The sequence below is a fragment of the Streptococcus xiaochunlingii genome, from assembly GCF_006385805.1.
Lineage (GTDB): Bacteria > Bacillota > Bacilli > Lactobacillales > Streptococcaceae > Streptococcus > Streptococcus xiaochunlingii.
In genome coordinates this window covers 1257677-1272914 of record NZ_VFSG01000001.1, presented here as the reverse complement: position 1 = coordinate 1272914, position 15238 = coordinate 1257677, and the positions used below count along the sequence as shown (strand labels likewise).

Genomic DNA, 15238 nt, shown 5'->3' with positions numbered 1-15238 from the left:
AAAATTAATAATAAGGAGTTTATTATGCAAACCACAAAAACGAGCATTAAGCGAGTTTTAGCGTTTTTTAGTGTACTAGTTTTGGCTTTGACAGTCGTAACAACGATTTTTGCTGACGAAGTTACAAACTATACCAACAACACGACTATTACCCTCGATGGTAAAGCCATTACTGCTGATACAAAAGTAGGCAGAGGTCAAGCCATGGAAGCTACAAACAATATTACCTTCCCAGATTCTCAAGCGATCAATGCAGGTGATACACTTGTTCTTGACTTGCCAAAAGAATTGAACTGGCCAGTTAAGTCAGAATTCCCAATCAAAAACGGATCTGAAATCGTTGGTAATGCAGTTGCTGACCCAGCTACTGGTAAAACAACAGTAACGTTCACTGACTATTTCTCTAAAAATCCTAACAATAAGAGAATGTCATTGAAATACGATGTGGTTGTAAATGCTAGTACTGTAACTGAGTCTGGTAAAAAGACATTTAAGTATGGTGAGCAAACTTATAATTTGACATATGATCCAGATTCTACTGCAATTGGTCAATACGAGTACAAGTATGGATACCAAGACCCACAAAATCCAAAACGTATCAAGTGGAAAGTTATCTTGAACGCTGGTCAAGATAAATTGAACAAGATGGTTATCACAGATGAGCTTGCAGACGGACAAGTATTGGTAAAAGGAAGCCTTCGTGCTGTACGTTACGCAACTCAACCTAAAGCTATCGAAAGCGAAGAACAACTTACAAAACTTGACCCAACTGACAACTTCACTAAGAAAGCTGAGTATACTACGAACGCTGCAGGTCAAATCACTGGTTTCACTATCAACTTTGGTGACAACTGGAACTGGCCAATGTACTTGGAGTACACTACTGAGTTGACTGAAACTAAGAAAAAAGGTGATGTAGTTAACAATGTCATCAAGTGGAAAGCTGAAAACTTCCCTAACGAACGTAGCTACCCTGCTAAAACACTTATCTACACTGCGTCTGGTGAAGGTGAAGGGGAAACTACAACCACAACTACAACCACAACTACAACCACAACAACTACTACAACAACTACAACAACTACAACTCCGGAACCAACAACTACCACAACTACAACTCCGGAACCAACAACTACAACAACTACAACTCCGGAACCAACAACTACCACAACTACAACTCCGGAACCAACAACTACCACAACTACAACTCCGGAACCAACAACTACAACAACTACAACTCCGGAACCAACAACTACCACAACTACAACTCCGGAACCAACAACTACAACCACCACAACTCCAGAACCAACTACAACAACGACTACAACTCCAGAACCGACAACTACAACCACCACAACTCCGGAACCAACAACTACCACAACTACAACTCCGGAACCAACAACTACAACCACTACAACTCCGGAACCAACAACTACAACCACCACAACTCCGGAACCAACAACTACAACCACCACAACTCCGGAACCAACAACTACAACCACCACAACTCCAGAGTCAACAACTCCAGAGTCAACAACTCCAGAGTCAACAACTCCAGAGTCAACAACTCCAGAGTCAACAACTCCAGAGTCAACAACTCCAGAGTCAACAACTCCAGAGTCAACAACTCCAGAGTCAACAACTCCAGAGTCAACAACTCCAGAGTCAACAACTCCAGAGTCAACAACTCCAGAGTCAACAACTCCAGAGTCAACAACTCCAGAGTCAACAACTCCAGAGTCAACAACTCCAGAGAAAACAACTCCAGAGTCAACAACTCCAGAGAAAACAACTCCAGAGAAAACAACTCCAGAGAAAACAACTCCAGAGAAAACAACTCCAGCCCCAGGAAACCCTGGCGGAAATGGAGATGGTAACGGTGGTGGACGTAAAGCCCTTCTCCCAAGTACTGGTGAAGTCGTAGCAACTGGCCTAGTATTCTCAGGAGTACTTGTCCTATCAGGTGCGATTGTAATGAAACGTAAAATGTCTAAATAATAGAAAAAGAGTTTCCGTATAAAGGAGAGAGCGAAAGCTCTCTCTTTTTTGGAAATAGAGTAGATGGAGAATAGAGATGAAATTATCGATACTCATTACATTATTGAATGAGGAGTTGGTCCTGTCTCAAACGCATGCTGCTATAGCTGATCAATTGGAGCAGATGCTTGGGAAGGAACTTACCGACTATGAGATTCTCTATGTCGATGATGGAAGTAGTGATAAAACATTTGAACTCATTACAGCCATTGCAGAAGAGAATCCTCATGTAAAATATATTCGATTTAGTCGTAATTTTGGTCGTGAGAGTGGTATTTTAGCAGGCTTCAAATATGCAAGTGGTGATGCTGTGATGGTAATGGATGGAGATTTACAACATCCACCATATCTGATCCCCCTCTTTTTAGAAGCCTATAATGAAGGTTATGATATCGTCAGTGGGCAACGAACTCGAGAAGGGGAGTCCTTTATCGGCAGTACCTTTGCTCGTATGTTCTATTTCTTGTCCAATCGGTCGATGGATGTTAAACTAACGGATGGAAAATCCGAGTTGAGACTCCTTAGTCGTAAAGCAATTGACGCGTTTGTGTCTATGCCAGAATACAACCGTTTCAATAAAGGCTTGTATGAATGGATTGGTTTTAAAGAGAAGGTAATTCCTTATAAAAACGAAATCCGTAAAGCTGGTAAGAGTAAGTTTGGTTTTAAAAAATCAATGAACTATGCCATTCAAGGGATTATCTCATTTAATGATCGTCCCCTTCGTGTTTGTATTCAGTTTGGATTTATCTGTTTGGGACTTGCTATTCTGTATCTTGCTTTTGAAATGATGAAGTACATGTTTGCACAAGGGAATTATGTGAGTGGCTATTTTACAACCATAGCTGCGATCATTCTATTTAGTGGTGTTCAATTAATATTTATCGGTATTCTTGGGGAATACATTGGAAAAATTTATTACGAAGTGAAGCGTCGTCCTCATTTTATCATTGAAGATACTAATATTAAAGAAGCCAATGAGAATAAGATAGGTTAAGATGTATAGGAGATAAAAATGTTAGTTTGGTTCATGCGCTTGCAAGAGCTTTGGAAAAAGAATCCCAAGAGGTTTCTATATGCTTTTAGCGCTTTACTCCCGATGACAATTATGCTTGTTGTTTGGGCCTTTATGGGATCATATCCTTTTGGAACCAAAAGTTTGATGGCAGTTGACTTTGGTCAACAATACATCAGTTTCTTTGGTTTATTAAAAAATGCTGTACTCACTGGGGATCTTTCAAGTTTGAGTTATTCGTTTACTAAGTCCCTTGGTGGAGATATGATTGGGGTCCTCGGATATTATTTAATGAGTCCCTTCAATATCATTTATATTTTGACCCCACTTAAGCATTTTGGTTTTGCAGTGTTTTTGACAATTTGGCTCCGTTATGGCGCAATAGGAATGGCCTTCGCCTTTCTTCTTATCAAGCGCTATAAAGGATTAGAGAAAAGAAAATGGCTAGTACCGCTATTTTCGACAGCATATGCCCTTTCAGGGATGTTGGTTTCTTATCAAATGAACGTCATTTTTTATGACGCTATGATCATGCTGCCGATTGTCATTGTTTATTTGGAAGAATTATTAGATGGTGGAGCCCCTTACCGTTATTCTTTTGCATTGGGTCTGACCGTCTTACTTCAATTTTATATGGGGTACATGATTTCGATCTTTGTTGCTCTGTATGCTTGTTTCTATGTATCTCCTAGATTGATGATTGAAGGGGATCTTAAAGCGAAGCTCAAAAACTTTATTGAACCTTTGTTGCAGGCTGTCATTTATTCTATTATTGGGATCGGGACAGCCGCAATCCTAATCCTTCCTGTATTCTTCAATTTGGTAGAGAGTAAAGCTCAAGTTGGTGGAGGGATGACCTTCTCTTTAGCCTTCCAGATTAATCCATTGGATATTTTTGCTAAGATGGTGATTGGTGGCTTTGATACGACCTCTGGTTGGTCTGCAGGACCAAACTTACCAAATATCTATATTGGAGCGTTTGGTTTTCTTGGCTTTGTTCTCTACTTTCTCTCTAAGAATGTTTCAAAAGTTAAGAAATGGGCTGCTGGAATTGTTACCCTTGTATTCTTGACATCATTCGTCAATGAGTTTGTAAGTAAGATTTGGCATATGGGGCAAAACCCTGCTGGTTTCTTCTTCCGTTTTTCTTGGTTATTCTCATTCTTCATGTTGGTATTGGCTTACCAAGTAATGAAAGAGAAAGTAGTTATCTCTAAGCTAACTAATCTAGTCATTACACTTGGTTTGCTTCTAGCTGTTATCTACATCCATTCAAATAGCTATACCTTTATTTCGAAAATTCAACCAAAAGCAGTAACATCTTATTTCTCAAGATACTCAATTCTTCACCTACTAGGCCTTGTGGCTGTTGCTTGCTTTGGTTTCTATACCTACTGGGAAAAATCAAAGAGCAATCAAAGAGAGAAAATCATTCGAATCGGAATTACTACTCTTTTCTTAGTGATCGCAGGATTCTTGTTGAAACAAGGCTATCTATTCTCACAATTAAGTCTAACAGCAATAATCTATCTGCTTTTATTGCTCCTATTAAATTCTAAATTGTCACGTATTTCAGTAGTCATCGTGTCGGCTTTGAGTATCTTTGAATTTGGATATAATGCCTACCTTTCTCAGGTTACTCTGGGCTATGACGACGTCAATAAATTTTCAGATGCAGCTGTTTCTGTGAAACGCGTGACAGATAATATTCAAGAAAATGCAGACGAAGAATTTTATCGGATTGCAACGACTTTTGCATATTCACGGACGGTACCTTCTCTAGTATCTTATCCTGGCTTAAGTACCTTTAGTTCGAGTTTAGAAAGAAGCACCCTAGATCACTTTGCTTTAATGGGAGACCTAGGTGTCAATGCTGCTACAGAATATACAAATGGGACACCTCTAACAGATGCCTTGTATGGGGTTCGTTATTATATGACGGTGAAAGATTTTGATCCAAAAGAAATGGAAGCAAATCCAGAAAAAATGTACTTCCATCGTTTTACAAATCGTTTTGATCTAGAGCGCTATTATACAGAAAAAGTATATGAAGACAAGCGATTCCTTGTTTATAAGAACCCAAATTCCTTCCCTCTTGGATATGGAACAAATGCCCTGGTTAAAAATATAAAATTTGGAGTGAATAATGCTATCGCAAACCAAAATATTATTTTAAACTCAATGGAAGGGCATCAAAAGAAAACGAGTGATTATTATGACTACTTTAAGCCGTTAGCTTTTAGTGCCATTGAAACGGAGAATGTCATTGAAGAAAAAGTAGATAAGAACACTGGGGAGGCAATCTATAAAAGAGCAGATTCTTCTAAAGAGGCCATCATTCGATATAAGCTAGTGCCACGTTCAAACTATACTTATTACTTTTTCACACCAGCGGGGTTGATTCCAAAACAAGATTACTCAGTTTTAGTGAGAGGGAAATGGTTGCCAAATAATAAAACATTTACTCAAAGACAACTTTGGCAACTAACTGATAATACTGAAAATCAAGAAACTGTGATTGAGTTTCGATTTAGAACTGATAAAATTGATATGAGTCATGCAGGGGTCTATCGTGCAGATCTTGATCAAATTCAAAAAGTATTAGATAATCGTAAGAAACAAGGTTTAGAAGTAACCAAGTTTTCAAATACCCATATTGTCGGTAATGTAAATATTACGGATGATAGTAAATTTATGATGACTTCAATCCCATATAGCGACGGATGGAAGGTCAAAGTAGATGGGAAATTTGTCCAAACTGAAAAATCTTGGAATGCCTTCTTATCCTTCCCAATCACAAAAGGGAAGCATAAGATTGAGTTCGTCTTTAAGAAAAAAGGATTTATCCTTGGTAGCTTATTATCAATCGTTTCGATTACTTCCTTAGTGATTATCATGAAACGTTCGAAAGAAACTGTCTAAGCATGTAGGTCTACTATCTTTTAAAAAGAGAGTGGGACAGAAATCGGTAATTCGTTAGAATTCGATTTCGTCGTCCCACCTCCGCACAGTTGAGTAGGGCTGTAAAAGCTGATGAAATCAGCGTAGTAGAGCCCACTCAACCACTGCGTCTTGCTCGACAATCCAAAGACAATTGAGAGGCTAGGACTTTTGTCCCAGCCTCTTTTTATTTTCTTTTGCGTGAAATGTACTTGTCAAAAAGGAAAGGAGAATGAAGTGGTGTAGAAGAATACTGAAAAGGGCTAGTTGACGTATCTTGATCGCCGAATGCTCCATCATCTATAAAAGGAAATCCACCACATTCGAAGATAGTAAAAAATCGTACCAAGTGGGAAATAAAGTGACAATTTTGTGAAAACTATTGCAATATGACTAAGATTATGTAAAATAAATAGTCAAAATAGCCAAAAATGTATAATTTGTTGACGAAACGCTACTTCTTTGTTACTATTCAATGTGTATCAAAGAAAAAATTAATATGAAAAAGGAGATACAACAAATGAAGGAATTGTTTAATAGGCGCCAGCGCTTTTCTTTAAGAAAATATAGCATTGGTGTTTGTTCTGTATTATTAGGGACAGCACTTTTTGCTGTCGGAGCGCCGTCAGTAGCTGCGGATGAAGCTGTTTCTACTTCTCAACCACGTGAAGTGGTCGCAGTATCAAGTCCCCAAGCTGAAGAATCTCAGCCAGCTCCAGCAAGTACCAACGCTGAAGGAGCAGAGGCCCCTAAAGATACTGCTGTGAGCGCTCCAGTTGCTGAAGAAAAAGCAGCTGAAGCTACATCAGCAGCAACTGAAACTCCAGTAGCAACTGCAGAAAAAACTGAGGAAGCAAAACCAGCTACAGAAGAAGTTGCTAAACCAGAGGTCAATAAGGAAGAAGCAAAACCAGAAGTTGCTGAAGGAGAAACTAAAAAAGAAGAAAAAGCAACTGAAGCTACACCAGTAGCTGAAGCTAAACCAGCTACAGACGAATCAAACAAACCAAAAGTACGTAGTCGTCGTGCTACTACTAACGAAGCTGTATCTGGAGACCACAACTCTAACCCAGTAGCCGTAAGTACTTACTTAAAAGATGGGGAAAAAGTAACTCCAGAAATTAAAGATGCTAACGGTGCAACTGTAAGATCTCAAACGGCACCAGCTGGTTACTCTGCTAAAGAGGGAGATTGGTATACTTATGCTATTTGGGATTTAACTGAATTCAATAAACGTTATGGTACAAAGTATTATGCACGTGCCTATAAGAGATTTGATGAATCTACAGATACAACTGTTGATTTAATCGATAAAACGACTGGTGCTGTGGTTGAAACAAGAACAATTACTGCCTCTAGTGGTGTTCAAAAATTCACTACTACCACAGCTGCGTCTAATAGTCAATTAACCTTCCAAGTGGATTATAAAGCAGGTACTGCTGAAAAAGGTAAAACTACTCAACCATTTATTCAAAATGGTTATGAAGTTGGAAAGAGTATAACAGATTTAGTTGCTGCTGGACACAAACTTACGCCAGCAGAGCAAACACTTTATACTGCGGTTTATAATGCTCGTACTACAACAGATGTTCTAAACGTTGTTGAACCAGCTTACAATGGCCGTACAATTACTGATTCAAACGCTAAAATACCAGAAACAATTAATAAAACAACTTACTATAAAGTAGTTGATAAAAATAACCCTACTTTCAACGCTAATAAAACGGATAAAACTGTTCAAGATTATAAAGAAAATGGTAATGAAGTAGACTTAGCTAGATATACACTTAAAGCTGAAGAAGGACAAAGATTCACAGCATCTGGTGAGCGCCAATTTGATGGATATAAATTGTACCAAACAGCTAATGCAAATGATCAATCAGGCTTTGTAAATCGTCCTTATACTATCGGTTCTAAATTCATAGATGCGGACCGATACGGTATCAAACGTATCAAAGAAGTTGTTGGAGAAGACGGTTCAGTAGTTATTCGTGTTTACTTATTAGATCCAAGACAACAAAGCAAGCGTTCTGATGGTTCATTAAGTACTGATGGCTACATGTTGATAGCAGAAACGAAACCTATTAAACCAGGTGAACATAATACACAAGAATTAGTTGTCAAGAAATCACCTCTTAATACAATTGCATACACTGGTTCTGATGGAGTTAACCATCCAAATGGTAAAGAAATCGCATTTGACTTCCAAAAAGCTGCAGGATATACTCCATATAAAACAGTATTCGTACCATTCTTAGGAGACGGGATTGGACACGGTTCAGCTAACGCACAATTAGAACGTGGAGTTGGTGGTATCGGTACAAACGTTGACTTGCTTAACACTTTGACACCGTATAAACAACCGGTCTACTACTATGTCAAACAAGAGCCAGCTGAAGTAACTCCAGAAGTTGAAAAACAATTGGAAGGACGTGTATTAGCAAACGGTGAGTTTACATTCAAACTCAAAGAAGTACAACCAAATAAGTCACTTCCTTCATATGAAGAAACTGTAACGAACAAAGCAGACGGTAAAGCTACATTCAGCAAATTAACATTTAACAAAGCAGGTATCTATACCTACACCATCACTGAAACACCAGGTTCAGATGCAAATGTTGATTACGATGCAATGACAGTTACTATGACAGTTACAGTAACGGAGAATGTTCAAGGTGATTTACAAGCTGCAGTGAAATACAGTGCTGAAGGTGGATTCAAATCAAGTGCTGATGATAAGATTTTCAACAACTATGTTGTAGCACCAGTTAAAACTAAATTCGACTTCACTAAGAAATTGGCTGGACGTGAGCTTAAAGACGGCGAATTCAAATTCGTTCTTAAAGATGCAAACGGACAAGAAGTTGAAACAGTAACTAACAAAGCAGACGGAACTGTTACATTCTCAGAATTAACATTTGACAACTCTAAAGTTGGAACTCACACTTATACTGTAGAAGAAGTTATCCCTGCAGCTAAAGAAGCTGGAATGGTATACGATACTATGAAAGCTACTATCACTGTAGAAGTTGCTAAAAATGGTCACACATTAACAACAGTAACTAACGTAGTTTCTGCTGGTGGGGTAGACGCTAATGGTAAAGCAACTGATGGAACAGCGGATAAAGAGTTCAATAACAAAATAACTCCTCCAGAAACACCTGTATTCCAACCAGAAAAATTCGTCCTTAACAAAGAAAAATTTGATATTACTGGTTCAAAACTCGTTGACGATGATCATGAGTTGACAGATGAGTATACAGAAACAAATGCTAACCCATATGTTGATGATACAAACAACAATGAAGCAGAAAACATCAATACGAAAACTGTTGAACGCGGTGATAAATTAGTTTACCAAGTATGGTTGGACACTAAGAATTTCACTGACAAGAACAACATCCAATCTGTAGGTATCTCTGATACATACGAAGCAAATAAATTGACTGTTAACGCTACTGACATCAAGGCTTATGACAGCGTAACTGGTGAAGATGTAACATCTAAATTTGATATTACAGTAGCTAACGGAGTCATTACAGCTACATCTAAAGCTTCTATGAACAAATCTTTAGGTGATGCAGAAAATACTCAAGTTATTGATACTACTAAATTTGCATTTGGACGTTACTACAAATTTGATATTCCAGCAACAGTTAAAGCAGACGTTGCAGGTGGAGTAGACATCGAAAACAAAGCCAACCAAATCGTTCACGTTTACAACCCAGTAAGTAAATCTGTTGAAACTCCAGAAAAACCAACTCAAAAACGTGTGAACAGTGTACCTATCACTGTAGAATTCAACTTCACGAAACGTTTGGAAGGTCGTGAGCTTAAAGCGAACGAATTTAGCTTCGTACTGAAAGATTCAACTGGCAAAGAAATTCAAACGGTTAAGAATGATGCGGAAGGAAACGTTAAGTTCTCAGCACTTAAATTCAAAAAAGGTGAAGAAGGAGCTCACAAATATACTGTTGAAGAGGTAGCAGGAACAGACACAACTGTAACATATGATACTATGAAAGCAGAAGTCACTGTAACAGTATCACACGATGGAACAGCGAAAGCATTGGTTGCTAACGTAACTGAACCAGCTGATAAAGAGTTCAACAATACAGTAACTCCTCCAACAGAACCTAAGTTCCAACCAGAGAAGTATGTGTTGAATGAAGAGAAATACTCAATCACTGAAAACAAACTTCTTGATGATGATGCTGAGTTGACTGATAAATATGGTGAAACAAATACCAATCCATATGCGGATGATGCATCAAACAACGAAGCTCAAAACTTGAATACCAAGACTGTTAACCGCGGAGATAAGATCTACTACCAAGTATGGTTGGATACAACTAAATTCTCAGCAACTAACAAAGAAAACGTTCAATCAGTAGGAATCACTGATGACTTCGATGAAACAAAAGTTGATGTAGATTCTACTAAGATCAAAGCTTACGACTCAGTAACTGGTGACGATGTAACAAACAAATTCGACATCAAGGTTGAAAATGGTGTGATGACTGCAACCCTTAAAGCTGGCTTCACGAAGTCATTGGGTGATGCAGAAAATACTCAAATCATTGACACAACTAAATTTGCATTTGAACGTTACTACAAATTTGATATCCCAGCAACTGTTAAAGCAGACGTTGCAGGTGGAGTAGACATCGAAAACACTGCGGCTCAAGTAGTCAACTACTATAACCCAATAACTAAGAAAGTTGAAAAACCAAGCAAACCAACTGAGAAACGTGTAAACTCTGTACCAATCTCAGTTGAATTTAACTTCACGAAACGTCTAGAAGGACGTGAATTGAAAGCGAACGAATTCAGCTTCGTATTGAAAGATTCAACTGGTAAAGAAGTTGAATCTGTAACCAACGACAAAGATGGTAATGTGAAGTTCTCAGCTATTACATTCAAGAAGGGCCAAGAAGGCGTACACAACTACACTGTTGAAGAGGTTGCAGGAACTGATGCTACTGTGACATACGACACAATGAAAGCAACTGTAACCATCACAGTTTCACACAATGGTACAGCTAAAGCTTTAGTAGCTAAACTTGGAGACATCGCTGATAAAGAATTCAATAACCGTGTAACTCCACCAGAAGAACCTAAGTTCCAACCAGAGAAATACGTTGTTTCTGAAGAGAAATTTGATATCACTGGTGACAAGCTCGTTGATGATGATAAAGAATTGGCAGACAAGTATGCAGATACAAATACCAATCCATACGCGGATGATGCATCAAACAACGAAGCTCAAAACTTGAATACCAAGACTGTTAAACGTGGTGACAAGTTGGTTTACCAAGTATGGTTGGATACAACTCAATTCGACGCAGCTAACAAGGATAACATCCAGTCAGTAGGAATCTCAGATGACTATGATGAAGCGAAATTGGATCTTGATGCTACTAAGATCAAAGCCTACGATTCAGTTACAGGCGATGATGTAACAGCTAAATTCGACATCACAGTTCAAGGTGGAGTAATCACTGCAACTCTTAAAGCTGGCTTCACGAAGTCATTGGGTGATGCAGAAAACACTCAAATCATCGATACAACTAAGTTCGCATTTGGACGTTACTACAAGTTCGACATTCCAACAACAGTGAAAGCTGATGTTCCTGGCGGAGTAGATATCGAAAATACTGCGGCTCAAGTTGTTAACTACTACAACCCAACGACTAAGAAGGTTGAAAAACCAAGCAAACCAACTGAAAAACGTGTCAACAACGTTCCAGTTGAAGTGGAATTCAACTTCACTAAACGTTTAGAAGGTCGTGAACTTCAAGCTAACGAATTCAGCTTTGTGCTTAAAGACTCAGAAGGTAAGACTCTTGAAACTGTAAGCAATGATGCTTCTGGTAACGTTAAGTTCAAAGCTCTTGAATTCAAGAAGGGTGACGAAGGTGTTCACAACTACACAGTAGAAGAAGTTAAAGGAAGCGACACAACCGTTACATACGACACAATGAAAGCGAATGTAACAGTCACTGTATCAAACGACGGAACAGCTAAAGTTCTGATCGCGAAAGTTGGCGACATTGCGGATAAAGAATTTAACAACCGTGTAACTCCTCCAGAAGAGCCTAAGTTCCAGCCAGAGAAATATGTTGTTTCTGAAGAGAAATACGATATCACTGGTGACAAGCTCGTTGATGATGACAAAGAATTAACAAACAAATACACTGAAACAAACACTGATCCATATGTTGATAAAGATACCAACAATGAAGCAGAAAACATCAATACCAAGACTGTTAAACGCGGTGATAAGTTGGTTTACCAAGTATGGTTGGATACAACTAAATTCTCTGAAACTAACAAAGAGAACATCCAATCTGTAGGAATCTCAGATGACTACGATGAAGCGAAATTAGAACTTGATGCTACTAAGATTAAAGCTTACGACTCAGTAACAGGCGATGATGTAACAGCTAAATTTGATATCGCTGTGAACAATGGTGTGATTACTGCAACCCTTAAAGCTGGCTTCACCAAGTCACTTGGCGACGCAGAAAACACTCAAATCATTGACACAACTAAGTTTGCTTTTGGACGTTACTACAAGTTTGACATCCCAACAACAGTTAAACAATCAGTTGCAGCTGGTGTAGATATCGAAAATACTGCGGCTCAAGTGGTCAACTACTACAACCCAACAACTAAGAAAGTTGAAAAACCAGAAAAACCAACTCAAAAACGTGTCAACAACGTACCACTTTCAGTAGAATTCAACTTTACTAAGAAGTTGGAAGGACGTGAGTTGAAAGATCAAGAATTCAGCTTCGTGCTTAAAGATTCGACAGGTAAAGAACTTCAAACTGTGAAGAATGATGTTGACGGAAAAGTTAAATTCTCAGCTCTTACATTTAAGAAGGGTGATGAAGGAACTTACAACTATACTGTTGAAGAAGTTGTTGGAACAGACGCAACTGTTACATACGATACAATGGTAGCTACTGTTAAAGTTGTGGTATCTCATGATGGAACAGCTAAAGCATTAGTTACAAACGTAACAGACGCTGAAGACAAAGAGTTCAACAACGTGGTAACTCCTCCAGAAGAACCTAAATTCCAACCAGAGAAATACGTTGTTTCTGAAGAGAAATACGATATCACAGGCGACAAACTCGTTGATGATGATAAAGAGTTGGCAAACAAGTACGCAGATACCAATACCAACCCATACGCGGACGATGCATCAAACAACGAAGCAGAAAACTTGAATACTAAGACTGTTAAACGTGGCGACAAGTTGGTTTACCAAGTATGGTTGGATACAACTAAATTCGACGCAGCTAACAAGGACAACATCCAATCAGTAGGAATCTCAGATGACTACGATGAGACTAAGTTGGATCTTGATTCTACTAAGATCAAAGCTTACGATTCAGTAACAGGTGATGATGTAACAGATAAATTCGATATTACAGTTAATAACGGTGTGATCACTGCAACCCTTAAAGCTGGCTTCACGAAGTCACTTGGCGATGCGGATAACACTCAAGTTATTGACACAACTAAGTTCGCATTTGGACGTTACTACAAGTTCGACATCCCAACAACAGTGAAAGCTGATGTAGCGGCTGGTGTAGATATCGAAAATACAGCGGCTCAAGTAGTTAACTACTACAACCCAACAACTAAGAAAGTTGAAACTCCAAACAAACCTACTCAAAAACGTGTCAACAGCGTACCAGTACAAGTAGAGTTCAACTTCACTAAACGTTTGGAAGGCCGTGAGTTGAAAGCCAACGAATTCAACTTCGTTCTTAAAGATTCAACAGGTAAAGTTGTTGAAACTGTAAGCAATGATGCATCTGGTAACGTTAAGTTCTCAGCTCTTGAATTCAAGAAGGGCCAAGAAGGGACTCATACTTACACAGTTGAAGAAGTGAAGGGGACTGATGGAACTGTAGCATATGATACGATGAAGGCAACAGTAACTGTGGAAGTTAAACATGACGGAACAGCGAAAGCTCTCATTACTGACGTAACAGAACCAGCAGACAAAGAGTTCAACAACAAGGTAACTCCACCAGAAACTCCAGAATTCAACCCAGAGAAATACATTCTTAATGAAGAGAAATTCGATATCACTGGCAACAAACTTCTGGATGATGATAAAGAATTGGCAGATAAGGTTGCTGATACGAATGCAAATCCTTATGTTGATCAAGCTAATAATAATGAAGCTCAAAATATCAATACGAAGACACTTAAGAAGGGTGATAAAGTATACTACCAAGTATGGTTGGATACAACTAAGTTCACTGAAGCTCACAATATTCAATCTGTAGGTGTAACAGATAAATATGATAGCGAAAACTTAGACGTCAACGTAGCAGAAATTAAAGCATACGACTCTGTAACAGGAGAAGATGTGACAGCTAAATTTGATATCAAGGTTGAAAATGGTGTGATCACTGCAACTTCTAAGACAGACTTGACTAAATCACTTGGAGATGCAGAAAACACTCCAGTAATCGACACTGCTAAATTTGCATTCGGACGTTACTACAAGTTTGAGATCCCTGCAACTATTAAAGCAACAGCTAAAGATGGTGTAGATATCGAAAACACTGCTTCACAAACTGTTCACCAATACGATCCAACTAAGAAATCTGTTGAAAAACCAGAAAAACCAACAGAAAAACGTGTCGTTAACATCCCAACTAAAGTTGAATTTAACTTCACTAAGAAACTTGAAGGACGTGAGCTAAAAGAAGGTGAATTTAGCTTCGTACTTAAAGATAAAGATGGAAAAGTTATTGAAACAGTTAAGAACGATGCATCAGGAAACATCAAGTTCTCTGCATTAGAGTTCAAACGTGGAGAAGAAGGAACTCACACTTACACAGTGGAAGAGGTTAAAGGTACTGAAGCAGGAGTTGAATACGATAAGATGGTAGCTACAGTAACAGTAACAGTTACTAAAGAAGGCAAAGTCTTAACAGCAACTTCTCAATTACCGGAAGATACTGAGTTCAACAACAAGGTAATTCCACCGAAACCACCAGTAACACCACCAACACCACCGGTGACACCACCAACACCACCGGTAACACCGCCAACACCACCGGTGACACCACCAACACCACCAGTAACACCACAACTTCCTGCTACAGGTGAAGAACAATCAGCTTCTGCTGCATTGTTAGGTGCTGCTCTTGGTTTGGTAGGACTTGCTGGTCTTGCAAGACGCAAGAAAAACGAAGACTAAACAAGTGGTAA

General features: G+C 38.7%; 4 protein-coding genes. All 4 read left to right on the top strand.

Features of this window, described 5'->3' with window-relative positions:
- Nucleotides 1-24 precede the first annotated feature (24 nt).
- The 4 genes from FJR71_RS06440 (at nt 25) to FJR71_RS06420 (ending at nt 15227) form a co-directional block, all read left to right on the top strand.
- Nucleotides 25-1998, top strand: coding sequence for an Ig-like domain-containing protein (locus tag FJR71_RS06440; RefSeq protein ID WP_140814353.1), 1974 nt, complete (start codon nt 25-27; stop codon nt 1996-1998).
- Nucleotides 1999-2074: 76 nt separating this feature from the next.
- Complete coding sequence (gene pgfS / locus FJR71_RS06435; RefSeq protein WP_140814352.1) at nt 2075-3034, top strand: glycosyltransferase PgfS; 960 nt, start codon at nt 2075-2077, stop codon at nt 3032-3034.
- A gap of 18 nt (nt 3035-3052) precedes the next feature.
- Entirely contained in the window at nt 3053-5974 is a 2922-nt protein-coding gene (gene pgfM1, locus FJR71_RS06430) for a glycosyltransferase PgfM1 (RefSeq protein ID WP_140814351.1), read from the top strand.
- A gap of 538 nt (nt 5975-6512) precedes the next feature.
- A complete protein-coding gene (locus FJR71_RS06420; protein WP_140814350.1) occupies nt 6513-15227 on the top strand; it encodes an SspB-related isopeptide-forming adhesin in 8715 nt (2904 codons plus the stop codon).
- Nucleotides 15228-15238 lie beyond the last annotated feature (11 nt).

Bases quoted from the DNA above. Each gene is read 5' to 3' on its own strand.
- FJR71_RS06440 (WP_140814353.1), top strand. From the start codon at position 25: ATGCAAACCACAAAAACGAGCATTAAGCGAGTTTTAGCGTTTTTTAGT.
- pgfS (WP_140814352.1), top strand. From the start codon at position 2,075: ATGAAATTATCGATACTCATTACATTATTGAATGAGGAGTTGGTCCTG.
- pgfM1 (WP_140814351.1), top strand. From the start codon at position 3,053: ATGTTAGTTTGGTTCATGCGCTTGCAAGAGCTTTGGAAAAAGAATCCC.
- FJR71_RS06420 (WP_140814350.1), top strand. From the start codon at position 6,513: ATGAAGGAATTGTTTAATAGGCGCCAGCGCTTTTCTTTAAGAAAATAT.